At 61.9% G+C, this 14061-nt stretch carries 12 protein-coding genes and 1 pseudogene; 5 read left to right on the top strand and 8 right to left on the bottom strand.

Annotated elements, in window-relative coordinates:
• Window positions 1–165 precede the first annotated feature (165 nt).
• On the top strand, window positions 166–1059 hold the full coding sequence (locus FJ946_RS30210) for a S8 family serine peptidase (RefSeq protein WP_140499605.1): 894 nt from the start codon (window positions 166–168) through the stop codon (window positions 1057–1059).
• 424 nt (window positions 1060–1483) lie between these two features.
• Entirely contained in the window at window positions 1484–2257 is a 774-nt protein-coding gene (locus FJ946_RS30200) for a hypothetical protein (protein WP_140499601.1), read from the top strand.
• Between the two features lie 895 nt (window positions 2258–3152).
• Here the strand turns inward: FJ946_RS30200 and FJ946_RS31420 are convergent.
• A pseudogene (locus tag FJ946_RS31420) lies at window positions 3153–3542 on the bottom strand (transposase); the annotation flags it as partial.
• Here FJ946_RS31420 and FJ946_RS30195 point away from each other — a divergent pair.
• Window positions 3517–3762 carry an FCD domain-containing protein gene (locus tag FJ946_RS30195; RefSeq protein ID WP_140523216.1) on the top strand — a complete coding sequence of 82 codons (246 nt, stop codon included), beginning with the start codon at window positions 3517–3519 and terminating at the stop codon, window positions 3760–3762. The pseudogene FJ946_RS31420 and the gene FJ946_RS30195 overlap by 26 nt on opposite strands.
• Window positions 3763–3847: 85 nt before the next feature.
• Here the strand turns inward: FJ946_RS30195 and FJ946_RS30190 are convergent, their stop codons facing one another.
• Window positions 3848–4855 (bottom strand): LysR family transcriptional regulator, encoded by a 1008-nt coding sequence (locus FJ946_RS30190; protein ID WP_140523218.1) that lies wholly within the window; start codon window positions 4853–4855, stop codon window positions 3848–3850.
• Between the two features lie 122 nt (window positions 4856–4977).
• Between FJ946_RS30190 and FJ946_RS30185 the strand changes: the two genes are divergently transcribed.
• Entirely contained in the window at window positions 4978–5676 is a 699-nt protein-coding gene (locus FJ946_RS30185) for an HAD-IA family hydrolase (protein WP_140523221.1), read from the top strand.
• 31 nt (window positions 5677–5707) lie between these two features.
• Complete coding sequence (locus FJ946_RS30180; protein ID WP_140523224.1) at window positions 5708–7003, top strand: FAD-binding oxidoreductase; 1296 nt, start codon at window positions 5708–5710, stop codon at window positions 7001–7003.
• Between the two features lie 20 nt (window positions 7004–7023).
• Here FJ946_RS30180 and FJ946_RS30175 read toward each other — a convergent pair whose 3' ends face one another.
• The 6 genes from FJ946_RS30175 to FJ946_RS30150 all read right to left on the bottom strand — a co-directional run bounded on the left by FJ946_RS30175 (window position 7024) and on the right by FJ946_RS30150 (window position 14058).
• Window positions 7024–9066, bottom strand: coding sequence for an NADH:flavin oxidoreductase (locus FJ946_RS30175; RefSeq protein ID WP_140523226.1), 2043 nt, complete (start codon window positions 9064–9066; stop codon window positions 7024–7026).
• Between the two features lie 142 nt (window positions 9067–9208).
• Window positions 9209–10000 carry an amino acid ABC transporter ATP-binding protein gene (locus FJ946_RS30170; RefSeq protein WP_281405127.1) on the bottom strand — a complete coding sequence of 264 codons (792 nt, stop codon included), beginning with the start codon at window positions 9998–10000 and terminating at the stop codon, window positions 9209–9211.
• Window positions 9984–10823, bottom strand: coding sequence for an ABC transporter permease subunit (locus FJ946_RS30165; RefSeq protein WP_140523229.1), 840 nt, complete (start codon window positions 10821–10823; stop codon window positions 9984–9986). Before FJ946_RS30165 ends, FJ946_RS30170 begins: the two co-directional genes overlap by 17 nt.
• Entirely contained in the window at window positions 10820–11566 is a 747-nt protein-coding gene (locus tag FJ946_RS30160) for an amino acid ABC transporter permease (RefSeq protein ID WP_140499588.1), read from the bottom strand. The genes FJ946_RS30165 and FJ946_RS30160 overlap by 4 nt, the downstream gene beginning before the upstream one ends.
• A gap of 48 nt (window positions 11567–11614) precedes the next feature.
• Window positions 11615–12475 carry a transporter substrate-binding domain-containing protein gene (locus FJ946_RS30155; protein ID WP_140523232.1) on the bottom strand — a complete coding sequence of 287 codons (861 nt, stop codon included), beginning with the start codon at window positions 12473–12475 and terminating at the stop codon, window positions 11615–11617.
• The gene (locus tag FJ946_RS30150; protein WP_140523234.1) at window positions 12472–14058 is read right to left on the bottom strand and encodes an FAD-dependent oxidoreductase; all 1587 of its coding nucleotides are present in this window, start codon (window positions 14056–14058) and stop codon (window positions 12472–12474) included. Before FJ946_RS30150 ends, FJ946_RS30155 begins: the two co-directional genes overlap by 4 nt.
• Window positions 14059–14061: the final 3 nt, after the last annotated feature.

The following is a 14061-nucleotide window of genomic DNA, read 5'->3' as shown; positions in this document are numbered from 1 at the left end:
CCCAGCCTCCATCCGCTGGCGATAAAACCGGACAACTCACGTGCTACCTAATCCGGACAACTCATCTGCTTACGACATTGCAACCGGATGGGGTTGCGTTATTCCTTGCGGCGTGTAGGATAAAAAAGATGCTGGGAGGTCGATCGCGACGATCGTCCAACGCAGATGGCGCCCTCTGCTTCTTTAGCCTTAGTCAGCCTCACCGCGTTGATGGAACGCGGCAGCGGTAGCCCGGAAGTGAAGATCGGGCTCATCGATGGACCTGTCGTTACCCAACATCCCGATCTGACAGGCGAACACCTCCACGAGATCCTCGGAAGCAGCGGTGGCACATGCACCCAAGCTAACAGCGCGGCGTGCCTACATGGAACGTTTGTGGCCGGCATCTTATCGGCCCGGCGGAGTTCCGCTGCGCCCGCCATTTGCCCCGATTGTACCCTACTCATACGCCCTATTTTCACCGAGACGACCGCCGGGCGCGAACATATGCCCAGTGCAACACCCCGGGAGCTTGCCACGGCGATTGTCGAATGCATTGGCTCAGGCGCGCGAGTAATCAATTTAAGCCTCGCCCTTGCGCAACCTTCGGTTAAAGACGAGCAGGCGTTGGAAGAGGCGCTCAATCTCGCCGTCAGCCGCGGCGTCATAATCGTTGCAGCTGCGGGCAACCAAGGCACGCTTGGAAGTTCCGCCATCACCCGCCACCCGTGGGTCATCCCGGTGGTGGCCTGTGATTTTCGAGGTAGGCCGATCGACGAATCGAACCTGGGTAGTTCCATCGGCAGGCGGGGTTTTCGCGCGCCCGGCGACAGCATTACCAGTCTCGGCAGCGAGGGCCAGTCGCTTGCGCTCGGTGGAACAAGTGTTGCGGTGCCCTTTGTGACCGGTGCGATTGCACTTCTATGGTCGGAATTTCCTTCTGCGACCGCGGTACAAATCAAGCTCGCCCTGACCCAAGCCTCCACCTCGCGACGTGCTTCCGTCGTTCCACCTTTACTGGATGCCGCGGCGGCCTACCAAGTACTATTGGTGACAAATGGGAGGAGGCGAACAGCGTGACAAAGGCAAATGAAGGCAACGACTCGCCAAACCAGAGCGAACATCCGCCTTACCGGGTACGCCTGCCTGGATTTATCACCGACGAGGAAATCGGGTTAGGCGATGCGGTTGGACGAGCTACCTCCTATCTGGGGATACAATCCTGCGGAGGCTGTGAACGCCGGGCGGCCGCGCTAAACCGCCGGTTTGTCTTCACCGGCCGTGCCCATTAACCCAGATCCATTGATCTGTGATGTGATGAATGAGGATTACTATGGAACAAGAATCGACAGAACGGTCGACAGGTCATGATGAGGCAAGATGCGATGCCGCTGTGTTCACGGCCGCCTACGGTCCCGCTGGGGAGGAAAACCTCCGATCGTCGTCGACCTCTCCACTCTCGAGGGAGACGCCCTGCCCAACCTGCGCAGGAGGCGCGAACTCCATGTCCCTCTCTTATGTTTACGCCATTGGTCGGGTCGAAGCGCGTTTCCCGAACCTCGCCGCGGAAAAGGAATTTGCCCAGGCGACAGGACGCACGGAGACCGCCGGGAAGACCGATCAACAGACCTTCTACGCCGTGCTATCCAAGCGCGAGCACCGCTACCTAGTGCGCCAACTATGCTGGGTCCTGACCATCCAGGGGCTGGAAACTTACCTACTGCAGCCACGCGATCCGGCGGACATTGATCTGCTGGTGGAAGCCACTCGTCCCGCCCCTAGCCCTAATGACATCGATGTTGTCATCGGTATGCGCGGTCCCATCGCGCCGCCGCAAATGTGTAATGGCCTGATGGTACCCATCGTCGCATTCGATCAAATCTACTCCTTCGACCGCGACGCCCTTATCAAAGCCATCCCGAAGCCGGAGAAAACCACTGCCCAGCAGTTCGGACCGGCGGCCGAGGAACTGTTCGGCAGGATCATGCAGCTGACGGACAATGCCGGCGCGACCGACGAGCACCGCGCCTTGAACTACCTGGCCATGCGCTATCCCGCTATCTATGGCAAGGCCGCTGAGGAATTTGGGCGGGACTTTTCGTTGACCGGGGTGGAAGTGCGCCCCTCGCCCTTGAGCGCCACCCGCAACATCGTTGACGTGATCTTCTCTTATACCAACCGCAACAGCGATTTTACAGAGAAGTTCTCTACGCGCTGCGACGTAACCGAAGAATTTCCGTTCCTCGTCGCGAAGATGTCGCCGTACTATGACCGTTAAATCTAGCTAAGTGTAAGGAGATACAAAATGAATATGCCTGGATTTACTGCAGAAACATCGCTATGCAAGACGAGAGGTCACTACCAATCTGCAATAAACCAACCCTACAACAATATTGGAGAAGGAGTGATGGCTCAATTGCGCGGCGGCGGCGGAGGCATGATTGGGGGAGGTGGTGTGCTCTTTGGGTTTTGGTCATGCCTTGCATGTACTACTGCTTGTTCAATACTTACTGCTGGCGATATACCGGCATGTTTGACCGCATGTTATGCGTCTGGCTTCTGCTAAGCGCAATTCAGAAGGTTCGTTCGCAAGATCCGGATCGCCCGTTCATGCGGGCGCTCCTTGGTTAAAGCGTTCCTGCATGTTGGCGGACTGAAGTTTGTGTCGACAAATCGGGAGTTAGTCTGGTCAAATGCTATGATCGATAAAACCAACAAAGGAGGCGATCAAAATGAATATTCCTGGATTTGCTGCAGAAGCCGCTCTCTTACAAGAAAGAACCGGGCGCTACCGACTCATGCGATTTCCGATTCAAGCAGGGCCAATTACGCCGAGTCATGAAGGACGTTTGCGCAAACCGGTGAATCCCCAAGCGCTGAATTGGGGAGGAAGTCGACCGGGGAGCTGTGTGGACCGTTGTTTGGCGTCGTGCCCAAGGGACTCCGTCGGTGGAATCGAGGTCGCGTGTGCCCTCAACTGCCTTTGGATCTGCTCCGGATCTCGAGTTCTTGGGTATGCTTCCTTTGCCGCCACCTGAGTGCCGGTGCCCGTGGGCAAAGTTGGCGTCCGCGGACCCCACCCTAGTGGCAATCCGCATCGACATTTTCTTTTGAGGTATTTTGATAGTCACTTCCTCCTCTCGGCCAGCCAAACCGGTTGAGAACCGCTTCTCCATGCCGATCTCGATGTCGACCATGTTGAGCCAACTGGCGTGCTTGGGCGCATAGTGGAATTCGATGCGCCTGAGCAGGCGGCGCGCTTCCGATGACGGGAAGGCCGCATAGAGGACGGCGGGCGTGTGTCGACAGATTGACCAGCACGATCTGATGTACTCGGCCTTTGGGAAGTGGAGATCGACGAGTGCATGCAGAGCGCGAAGTCATCGGAGGTTCGCCGCTCGGTCACCTTGACGTTCCCCCATGACCGATGGGCATCGAGGCAAACGAAGAGATTGGCGGTGCCGTTGCGGCGATACTTCGTAATCGATACGCTGCGGCTTTCGCGATGCGGCGCCGTTCGGCTGGCGAAGTTCGCCGATGAGCTGGATCGGGCTCTTGTCGAACAAACGACCGGTCGTCGGGGGATCGGGAGCTGAGACGCTCGAGGCGCAGCGCCAGATGACGCATGATCCCGTCCGGTTGCAGATTTCCGACGCCGAATTCCACCACGCCATCTGTCGGGCCGGCGGCAATCCGCTTCTGGCCGATTTTCTGCACAAGATGTATTCGTTCGGCCTGGAATTCCGCCGCCGGGGCTTTTGGCGAAGGGCGCCGTGTCACTGAGCGTCCGCGATCACACCCGAATACTCGACGGCCTTGAAAAGCGCGATGCCGCCGCAGCCGTTGGAGCAATGGAGAAACACCCTTATCAGAATCCGCCGCAAGACGCTGGATGGGATGAACTCCTGATCGGATTACGGCCATTTTCCTGGCGCGATGGATCGGCACCAAGTTCAAGGCCAGGATACTGCGCGTCGACGCGCTTCATATCGGTGGTGAATTCGGTATCTATCCAATCGCAGATCTCGGAAACTACAGGAGTCTCCTGCTTGCGGGCGATGACCAGTTCGCAGGTCCGGCCGGTCTTCATGACCGGGCCTACCGGCACCAGGACACCGCGCGCCAGGTGATGCGACACGACGTTGAGCCAGCCGAGAGCGACGCCCTGCCCGAGCAGGGCGGCCTGGACCACGACTGTATAGTCCGAAAACTGCAGCCCGCCCGCCGTGCCATTTGCCGTGTTCTCCGAAAACAGGCCCGACCAGTCCGGTTCTGCCGTGCTGAGATTGATGATCCTGTCGAGCGCCGGCATGAACGTGCCGGTGGGCGCCTGTTTTTCCGGCAGGTGAGGAGCGCGGATCGGCACCAGCAATTCCGGCATCAGCTTGCGCGCGACGTGCCGGGCGTTGCTGCCATGATCGAAGCGCATCGCAATATCGACACCGTCCACGGCTCCGCCAAGCGGTCCGCTGATCAGCTGAAAGCGGATATCGACTTTCGGGAATCTCGACTGGAACAGCGCTAGCCTGGGCATGAACCAGTGCGTGGCGAAGGCAGACGACACCGAAAGAACCACTGTCCGCATTCCCGACTGCCTTGACTGCTGCACCCGCAGGACTGTTCGCTCGATTTCGTCGAAGCTGCCCGAAATTCCCGAAAAAAGCACGCTGCCCTGCTCCGTCAGGACGGCGCCGGAAGCGGTCCGGTGGAAAAGCGCGACGCCCAGATGGGCCTCCAGCCGCCCGATCGTGCGACTGACAGCCGGGCCGGTGACGCAAAGTTCCTGTGCGGCACGAGCAAAGGTCCCGCAGCGTACGGCCGCCTCGAAGGTCACGAGCGCATTGAGCGAAGGAAGCAGGTGTCGAAGGCGGGACATTACAAAATGTAAGCTCCCCGATCAGCATTTGTGGAATTGCGGCGACGCATCCTCTTCTGTTCATTGAACGCAAGCTTCCGCCGGTCGGAAGCCGGTTTCAGCGAGGAAGAGAGGCAGGTCTGATGTCCTTCAAGCAATTCAAAATTTTGACATTCGACGTCGTGGGGACGCTCATCGATTTCGAGAAAGGCATTCTCGACGCGTTCCGCTCGATCGGGGGAAAGGCTGCCGAGGGGCTGAGCGACGACGATCTCTTCGCCCCCTATCTTGAAGGGCGCGTCGATCATCCCGGCCGCTCCAGCCAGGTGATGGCGGACGTCTACCTCCATGTGGCCCATAAGCTCGGCCTGCCTGCGGACCAGCGCTCGGCCGACGCTTTCCAGATTGCCGTGCTGCGCTGGCCGGCATTCGAGGATTCCGCCGAGGCACTCAAGCGGCTGCGCCGGCATTTCCGCCTGGTCGCCATGACGAACGCCGACCGCGTTGCCTTCAGCGCCTACTCGCACACGCTGGGGACCCCTTTCCACGACGCCGTCACGATGGACGACGCCAGATGCGCCAAGCCTGACCCACGCTTCTTCTCGCATAATCTCGGGCGGCAATCCGCCTTCGGCTATCGCCAGGAGGACATGCTGCACGTTGCACAGAGCCAGTATCATGATATCGGCGTTGCCCGCTCGCTCGGTTACAAGGTCTGCTGGATCGAGCGGCGGATGCACCTGGAAGGCTATGGCGGCACACCGCATCCGGGCGAAGTGACGAAGCCGGATTTCCATTTCGCCACACTGCGCGACCTCGCCGACGCCGTCGAGCGGGAATAGCTCCGCCGGCGCCCAAGGGAGGACGATGCCGATGCAGGACCTGGCACATCCACGATCGCTGTGGCTGGAAACGGCCTCGCCGGCGCCGCCGCCGGTCGCGCTTGGAAACGCGGTCCAGGCCGATATCGCCATCATCGGCGGCGGATATACCGGCCTCAATGCCGCCTTGCGCGCCATCGAGCGCGGCCTGCATCCCGTCGTTCTGGAAGCGGTCGAAATCGGCTGGGGCGCTTCCGGCCGCAATGGCGGGGTCGTTTCCACCAAGTTTCGCGCCTCGCTAAGCGACATCGCGGCGCACCATGGGCTTGAAGCGGCGCGGCGCATGCACCGCATCGGCCATGATGCGATGGATCGCGTCGAACGGAATATCCAAGAACTGGGTATTGCCGACGCCGGCTTCATCCAGACCGGCAATTTGCGTTGCGCCCACAACGAACTTGCCCAGAAAAGGCTCGTGGCCGAAGCGGAGACGGCGCGGGGTATGTTCGGCGATGCCAGCCTGACCATACTCAACGCCAGCGCGGTGCGCGAGGAAACCGGTTCGGCCGATTTCGTCGGCGGCGTGCTTTCCACCCATGCCGGCATCGTTCATCCGCTGAACTATGCGCGGGGGCTTGCCGGCGCAGTGCGCAGCGGGGGCGGCGAGATCTTCGAGAATTCGGTCGTGGTGGCACGCCGGAAGGACGGCGACCGCACCGTTTTGACGACGGCGCGGGGCCAGGTCGCAGCCAGGCATGTCTTGATCGCCACCAACGGCTATTCCGACATTACCGCCGCCACTGCGCCGGTGCGCGGAACGGTGATCCCCTTCCGCAGCGCCATGATCGCGACCGAGCCGCTTGGCGCCGACCTCAGGGCCACGCTGATGCGGCACTGCCGCAGCTACAGCGAGACGCGGCGCATGATGCGCTGGTTTCGACCCGCCGGCGACCGGATGCTGTTCGGCGGGCGCGGGGCCTTCGGGCGCGAAGATTCCGCCTCCGCCTTCCAGGCGCTCGAAAGGGCGCTGAAGGAGATGCTCCCCCAGCTTGCCGGCACCGCGATCACCCACCGATGGTCGGGGCTCGTGGCCATGACCATGGATAGCCTGCCGCAGATCGGCATGCTCGACGAGCGGACCGGTTTCGCGCTCGGCTACAACGGGGCCGGCATCGCCATGTCGGGCCTCATGGGCCGCCGCGCCGTCGACCTGATGCTGGGAGACAGGCCGGAACTCAGCCTGATGCAACGCAACGAGCCGCAATCCATCCCCTTCTATTTCCTGCGCGAGCCGGCGGTGCGCACAGTGGCGGGCTGGTATCAGTTTCTCGACCGCATCGGCCGCTGACACCGCCGGCGCGCGCACCGTCACAGCGCGCTGCATATGCGCAAGGCGTCCAGCACCGCGGCATGGATGTTGCGGCTCGAAACCGCGTCGCCGATACGGTGCAGTTCGAAGCCGCTTTCCCGCAGGCGCGGTTGCGGCGCCGCCTTAACCATGGCGTCGAGATCGGTGACGCCATCATTCGCCGAGTGGCTGCGCAGCGCAAAATAGGTTTCGTCCATGGGAATGCTGCCCTGCTCGACGATGACCTGGTCGACAAGGATACTCGTCACCTCCCGCGAGATTTCATTGACAAAGCTGGCTTCCAGCCGGTTGTCCTTGCGCTGAACCGCGAAGAGTCGGCTCTCGAAGACTGGCCTCACGCCAAGCTGCAGGAAGCGCTTCTTCCAGCGCAGCCGCTCGGCATAGGTCAGTTCCTCCGAAAGCTGCGCGTCGATCGAGACATAGGCGACCTCCGCACCTGCATCTCTGGCTTGTTCGGCGGAAAGCGGGCCTGGATGCCGTCCGGTTCCGTCGTAAATCAGCACTTCGCCATGCAGCGGCACCTGTCCGGTCAGGACGTCCCATGTGTTGAGACAGAGTTCCGCGCCCTCCTGCAGGTCGATCTGCGGCAGGCCGCCCGTGGCGAGGATGACGACATCCGGTTCAAGCGCGGCGATATCGGCGCTTTCCATATAGGCGTTGGTATGGACGGCAACGCCGAGACGCTGCAGTTCGGCTTCGCGCCACTCCACAATGCCCATGAGGTCGCGACGCCAGGAGCCGGTCGCGCCGATCCGGATCTGCCCGCCGAGATCGCCAGCCGCCTCGTAGAGCGAAACGGCATGGCCGCGCTCGGCGCTGATACGCGCCGCCTCCAGGCCGGCCGGTCCGCCGCCGACGACGACTACCTTGCGGGCAGGTCCGTCAGTCTTCTGGATGATGTGGCGCAGCGTCAGTTCGCGGCCCGTCGCGGCATTGTGCAGGCAGGAGGGGCGATACGGCGACTGGCAATGCGTGGCGCCAACGCAAGGGCGTATCTCGGCCTCGCGGCCGCCGGCGAGCTTCTCCACCAGATGGGGGTCGGCGATCTGGGCGCGCGTCATGCCCGCCATGTCCAGCCTGCCTTCCGCCACCGCGAAGCGAGCCGAAGCGACATCGGCAATGCGCGCGGCGTGAAAGACGGGCAACCCGACCTCGTGGCGGAAGGCGCCGACCGGTTCGATCCATGGAGCCAGCGGCGAGCCCATGCCGGGCATGTTCTCCTCCGCAAGCGCGCGTGTCGTATCCATCGTGCCGTAAATGGCATTGAAGAAGTCAACGCCTCCCCCCGCCTTGAGCATCAGGGCCGCCTTGACGCATTCCTCGAAGTTCAGGCCGCCATCGGGGCCTTCGTCGACGACAAAACGTATGCCGACGAGGAAATCATCCCCCACGGCCTTGCGGATCGCTTCGTGGACCATCAGGCCGAAACGCAGGCGGTTCTCAAGCGCGCCGCCGAAACGATCCGTGCGGCGATTGGTCAACGGCGACAGGAATTGGCCGATCAGGTGCCCGGCCGCCAGGGTCTCGATCCCGTCCAGACCGCCTTCCTTGCAGCGCAGGGCAGCCTGGGCGTAAGCCTTCACGACACGGTCTATGTCGTGCTCGTCCATCTCCTTGGGGATGCTGCGGTGGAGCGTCTCGCGCACTGGCGAGGGTCCGATCGTAGAAAGCCGGTCGCCGGCATAAGGATCGCCGCGGCGGCCCAGATGGGTGATTTGGCACATCAGCGCCGCACCGAGATCATGCATGCGCGCGCTGAAGCGCTGGAAGTGCGGGATGATCGCGTCGGTGCCGACATTGAGCTGCCGGAAGATGTTGGGGGAATCCAGGTCGACGTTGGACGAGCCGCCGAACATCGATAGCGCCAATCCGCCGCGCGCCTTCTCCTCGTGATAGCGCTGATAAGCTTCCTCGGGCATGCCGCCGACTTCCAGGCCACAGGCATGACTGGTGCTTATGATACGGTTGCGCAATGTCAGCTTCTTGATGGTCAGCGGCTGCAGCAGCGGATCCCTGGTAATGGTCTTGACCGGCCCGTTCATTTCATTCTCCTGCCGAATTCCGGCCGAGCACGATCGCTCGCGCAGACGGATCGGTCCGCGCGTCGCCGTTGCCGGCCTGTTGGTTCAATTTCCGAGGCCCAAGGGTCTTGGGCCTAAACTCCTAGTCCGAGGGCCTGCGGCCCTAAAGAACCTGACTCAGGAACTGCCTCGTCCTGGGATCCTTCGCCTTGGTGAAAAACTCGTCCGGTGGGCCGTGCTCCACGATCACGCCCCGGTCGGTGAAATAGATGTGGTCCGCCACCTCGCGGGCGAATCCCATCTCATGGGTGACGAGGATGCAGGTCATGCCCTCTGCCGCCAGTTCCCTGATCGTGAGCAGCACCTCCTTCACCGTCTCGGGATCTAGCGCCGCCGTGACTTCGTCGAACAGCATGATGTCGGGGCGCATGGCCAGGCTGCGCGCAATGGCGACGCGCTGCTGCTGGCCACCCGACAGTTCTCCCGGATAGGCGTTTTCCTTGCCCTGCAGGCGGACTTTGGCGATCAGCGCGCGGGCGCGCTCCTCGACTTCCCTCTTCGGCTCCTTCAGCACCAGGACCGGCGCCATCATGACGTTCTGCAGGGCCGTCTTGTGCGGGAAGAGATTATATTGCTGGAACACGATGCCGACTTTCTTGCGCAGCGCGAGAAGATCGAGCTTGGTGTCGTTCACCTCCTGCCCTTCGACCTTGATCGAGCCCTTCTGGACAGGACTGAGCCCGTTGATGCAGCGGATCAGCGTCGATTTACCCGAGCCGGACGGGCCGATGACGCAGATCACCTCGCCTTTGCGGACATCGAAGCTGATCCCCTTCAGCACCTCCAGGGCGCCGAAGGACTTGTGCACGTCGCGCAGCGATATGATCGGCATGTCCGGCGACCAGCCTGATTTCAGCTTTGCTTCGTCGGTATTCGATTTAACTTGCAACGACATATTTTCGCTCGAGCTTCCGCGTCCAGATTGCGATCGGATAGATGTAGGCGAAGAACAGGCACAAAAGAAAAAGATAGAACGGAATGAGGAATTCCGGCCGCGCGCCCGCCGCTTCCATGGCGGCCTGGGCATTGCCGACCGCCTCGTGCACACCGAGGATCGAGGCCATCGGCGTCGCCAGCGCCAGCAATGCGTACCAGTTCATCCATGGCGGAATGGCGCGCCTGACGCATTGCGGCAGGATGATCCAGCGCAAGGTCTGGCCACGCGTGAAGGCAAGGCTCTCCGCCGATTCCCACTGACCCTTCGGGATGGAGTTGATGGCGCCGCGCAGCACCTCGCTGATATTGGCCATCACCGGTAGCGAAAAGGCGAAGGTGGCCTTGATCCAGTCCGGTATCGCCACCGTTCCGGCGCCGGGCAGGCGCATCTCGAACGGCACCAGCAGCATGACCGTGAACAGGATCACCAGCCACGGCGAATTGCGGAACAGATGCGTCACGAACCATGCGGGCGTTCGCAACAGCTTCGAGCGGCTGACCCGCAGCAATCCCAGCCCGATCCCCAGAAGGGTTGCGACCGCCATGGCGATGAAGCTCATCAGGAGATTGAGAGCGAAACCCTTGAGAATGAAAGGCAGCCACAGGATCAGCGTGGCGATGGCCGACGGGGCCTGCTGCTGGGGGTCCGATTGGGCATAGGCGAAGGCAAGCGAGCCGAAGAAGGCGAGCACCAGCCACAGCCCGTGCCGCCAATGGATGCGCGAGCAGAAGCTTTCTTCTGCGAAGCGGCCCCTTTCGATACGGAAAGCCGCGCCGCTCATTGGCCGTATCCCGGCAGGGTCAGCCTGTGCTCGATGAAATGGAGCCCGGCGGCCAGGAGCGAGACGACGAGCACATAGAACAGGAACAGGAGCAACATCATCTCCGGCACGTTCACATTGTCCGACCACACCTGGTTCAGCGTATAGGTCATCTCCGGGACGGAAATGACGTAGGCGAGCGATGTCGTCTTGGCGAGACTGACGAGATTGTTGGTGAGGGCCGGCAGGCTGATGCGGAAGGCCAGCGGTAGGGTGACATACAGGTATATCTGCCACTTGCTCATGCACAGGCTCTCGGCTGCTTCCTTCGTCGATCCCGGCACCGCCTCCAAGCCGGCGCGGAAGATCTCGACATTGAAGGCGCCGCCGAAAATGCCGAGCGAGATGATCGCCCAGGCGAAGGACGAGATCAGCGGCTGGTAATAGCCGCCAACATCGACCTGCGGCGTGAAGGCGCCGAGAGCGAAATAGAAGAACAGGAGCTGGATCATCGGCGGCGTGTTGCGGAATGCCTGGATATAGGCATCCATCAGCACCCGCAGGACGGGAGACCGGGCGCTTTGCGCCCAGGCCCCCAAGACGCCGATCACCAGCGACACGACGATCGACCAGAAGATCAGCTGTAGCGATATGCTGATGCCGGACAGGAAGCGCCCATATTCATAGCTGTCGTAGAAGACGATGAAATTGAGGCCCGTGCGGTCGTAGAGATCCTGGAAGAAGGGCGCGATCAACTGGAACATTTTAGCTCCGGCAGCCGGTCATCGATCAGCGTTTCGCAGAGCATCGGCTCAGTTGCCGCCCTTCAGGTAGCTCGTGTCCCACTCAGCCTTCTTGTGCTGCTCGGCGATCCACTGCGACGGCTTCACCTTCCATTTCTTTTCAAGCTCGACCAGCTTTCCGGACGCTTGCCAGCGATAGGCCATGCCTGCCATGAACACGCCCAAGGCCTTGTCCACTTCCGCCACGGGCACCGCGGCCGCCCAGGGATTGTCGAAGAGAACGGAAACAGGCATCTCATAACCCTTCCACTCGCCCGAAGCGAGGTCGGCCATAATGCTCGCATCGTCATAGACCCAGGCGATGCACTTGCCGGAGCGCAAGGCTTCCTTACCCTCCGTGTTTCCGGTGAAGGCGACGACCTTGGCGTGATATTCCGTCTCCACCAGCTTGTTGTAGTAGACGCCCTGCTTGGCGCAGACCGGCTTGTCGGCGATGTCCTTCCAGTCCTTGATGACACCCTCCTTGGCCAGCAGGGTCGGACCGGACGTCCAATAGGCCGGCTCGATGATGCCGACCGCCTTGCGCCGCTCAGTGGTGTCGTACATGCCGCCGATGATGACGTCGATCTTGCCCTGCTGCAGGAACTGCATGCGGTTGGCGGACGTGACCACGACCGGCTCAAGCTTGACGCCGAGCGCATCGGCTACCGACTGGGCGAGGTCCACCTCGATGCCTTGCATCGAACCATCCGGCGATGGGAAGGACCAGGGCTTGAACGCGCCGAGAACGCCGACACGCACGGCGCCTCGTTCCAGAATCTGCTGCAGATGCGATTCGGCCGCCTGCGCGCTGCTGGCGGGAAGGATCGCACTTGCGGCCAGCGTGACTGCAAGGGCGGCGATGGTTTTCAGTGCTGATCCGATTTTCATGCTTCTACATCTCCCATTTTGTGTGTTGTCGGCTGAATTGGAAGGTCCGATGCGGCGCGGAACGCCGTCTTCTGGTATCGGATGAACCCGTCGATTTCACTGACGGTCCGCTCCGGCGCCCAGCCGACCAGATCGGCAATGGCATCGGCAGCCTCCTCAACCTCGGCGCGGTCGAGATGGCGGCGCCAGGCGAGGCCTGTCCTCGTATAGAGAATACCTTTCAGGTCGCGGGCATGCTCGACCGAAACCGCTGTGCGGAAAGCGGCGCGCCTGCCTTGCGAAAGCGGCCTCGAAATTGCGAACTCCGCACCGCTGTCGCCTGTCTCCGGGATCCGCCTCGCCACGGACTTGCGCGTCGGCTTCAGTTGCTTCTCGACGATCCGCAGCATCTCGCGCCCTGCGCTCAGATGGCTCATGACCGGCCCTGCCGTCATCGCGAAGATACCCGGCCTGCCGGCAGATGCGAGATCGTGGATCTGACGCGTGCGCCGCCCCATCGGCTCGGCTGCATCGAAGGTGAGCGGCCGCACGCCGGCCCAGGTGAATTCGACGTGGCGGCGGCCGAGCCGCAGGCCGGGAAGCATGTGACTGGCTTCCGCAAGCAGGAAATCGATGTCTTCGTTGGTGGCTGCGGCACCGGCGGCGTCGCCGTCGAAAGGCGTCTCCGTCGGCCCGAAATAAAAGCAGTCGTCATGCGAAGGCAGACAATAGAACGGCATACCGCTGCGGTTGATCGTGGCGATGCCGTAGCCGCGATAGGAATCCGGCAGCCTGACCGCGATATGAGCGCCCTTGGTGCCGCGAACAAGGCAGGGCGCTGGCTTGCCGGCGACGGGATTGGCGTTCACCGCGTCCACCCAGGTGCCGGCCATGTTCAGCACGACGGACGCGCGAACCTCGGCCGCTTCCCCCTTACCGTCGCGCAGTTCGACGAGCCAGCCTTCCGGCTTCCTACGTATAACGGAAGCTTCGCAGAACAGGCGTATTTCGGCGCCGTTTCGCTCGGCGTCGAGGGCGGCATCCACGCACAGCCTGTCCGGCCAGTCCATGATGTATTCACGGTAGGTGGCAATCGACCGCAGACTTTCGGGGTCCCGCAGGTCGTTTGCGAATGGCAGGTGGGTTTCGAAATCACTCTTCAGCCGACGATAGGCGAGCGCCGGTTCCGGTGGCCCGAGACGGCGCAGGATGCGGAAACCGAGATCCAAATGCCAGCCGCGGACGGGGCTCTCCGGATAAATCGGAAAGCACATGGTGAAGGGCTTGCACCGTTGCGGGCTCCGCCCGACAAGTTCGGTTCGCGCTTCCATCCCCGCCCGCGCCATGCGCAAGGCCGCGGCGAAGCGCTGCGGATGAAACGCAAAGGTGCGGATCGGGTTGGGCGTTTCGAAATATCGAAGGCCGCAATGCAGGATGCGCGAGGATCGGCTGGAGGCGCCGGCGGCGAAATCGCTCCTGTCGACCAGGAGGACGCTGTAACCCGCTGCGGCCAGTTCTCGCGCCGCGCTCGAACCGTTGATGCCGGCGCCGACCACGACGACATCGTAGTCCCGGCCCTGCATCTCGATAATTCTAGGCGACATTGG

The organism is Mesorhizobium sp. B2-4-7, assembly GCF_006442685.1.
In the GTDB taxonomy this organism is placed as follows: domain Bacteria; phylum Pseudomonadota; class Alphaproteobacteria; order Rhizobiales; family Rhizobiaceae; genus Mesorhizobium.
Note: the sequence above shows the minus strand (reverse complement) of the source record. Positions and strands in the feature narration are given on the sequence as shown.

Bases quoted from the DNA above. Each gene is read 5' to 3' on its own strand.
- FJ946_RS30210 (WP_140499605.1), top strand. From the start codon at position 166: ATGGCGCCCTCTGCTTCTTTAGCCTTAGTCAGCCTCACCGCGTTGATG.
- FJ946_RS30200 (WP_140499601.1), top strand. From the start codon at position 1,484: ATGTCCCTCTCTTATGTTTACGCCATTGGTCGGGTCGAAGCGCGTTTC.
- FJ946_RS30195 (WP_140523216.1), top strand. From the start codon at position 3,517: ATGAGCTGGATCGGGCTCTTGTCGAACAAACGACCGGTCGTCGGGGGA.
- FJ946_RS30190 (WP_140523218.1), bottom strand. From the start codon at position 4,855: ATGTCCCGCCTTCGACACCTGCTTCCTTCGCTCAATGCGCTCGTGACC.
- FJ946_RS30185 (WP_140523221.1), top strand. From the start codon at position 4,978: ATGTCCTTCAAGCAATTCAAAATTTTGACATTCGACGTCGTGGGGACG.
- FJ946_RS30180 (WP_140523224.1), top strand. From the start codon at position 5,708: ATGCAGGACCTGGCACATCCACGATCGCTGTGGCTGGAAACGGCCTCG.
- FJ946_RS30175 (WP_140523226.1), bottom strand. From the start codon at position 9,066: ATGAACGGGCCGGTCAAGACCATTACCAGGGATCCGCTGCTGCAGCCG.
- FJ946_RS30170 (WP_281405127.1), bottom strand. From the start codon at position 10,000: ATGTCGTTGCAAGTTAAATCGAATACCGACGAAGCAAAGCTGAAATCA.
- FJ946_RS30165 (WP_140523229.1), bottom strand. From the start codon at position 10,823: ATGAGCGGCGCGGCTTTCCGTATCGAAAGGGGCCGCTTCGCAGAAGAA.
- FJ946_RS30160 (WP_140499588.1), bottom strand. From the start codon at position 11,566: ATGTTCCAGTTGATCGCGCCCTTCTTCCAGGATCTCTACGACCGCACG.
- FJ946_RS30155 (WP_140523232.1), bottom strand. From the start codon at position 12,475: ATGAAAATCGGATCAGCACTGAAAACCATCGCCGCCCTTGCAGTCACG.
- FJ946_RS30150 (WP_140523234.1), bottom strand. From the start codon at position 14,058: ATGTCGCCTAGAATTATCGAGATGCAGGGCCGGGACTACGATGTCGTC.